1 protein-coding gene is annotated in these 284 nt (G+C 32.7%); it reads left to right on the top strand.

Going from position 1 to position 284, the window contains the following annotated elements; genetic code table 11:
* Nucleotides 1-284: hypothetical protein (locus tag AOA60_RS32645; protein WP_158235028.1), on the top strand; the 284-nt coding region annotated here is incomplete at both ends.

Genomic DNA, 284 nt, shown 5'->3' with positions numbered 1-284 from the left:
GAATATGTCCATTTTCTACAAACCCAGCCATATGAAAAGGTTCAAGAATGTAAGGAAGGTTTAATTGAAGTAAGGAATAATCTTGAACTTGTCACTGCCAACTTGAAGAAAAAGAAAGTGGAAGCACAAGATATTGAATCAAAAATACATTCCAATCGAGTTTCTGTCGTGAATTTTCGAGATGAAAAACAAGGGTTAGATTCTAAAGCCAATAAGGGGAATGAATATTTAGGATACGTAAGAGAAGTAGAGGAAGGAATAAAAAAAGTAAATGAACTTGAATA

Source organism: Pseudomonas sp. 2822-17 (assembly GCF_002742485.1).
GTDB lineage: Bacteria > Pseudomonadota > Gammaproteobacteria > Pseudomonadales > Pseudomonadaceae > Aquipseudomonas > Aquipseudomonas cyclaminis.
This window is presented reverse-complemented; position numbering and strand designations above follow the sequence as displayed.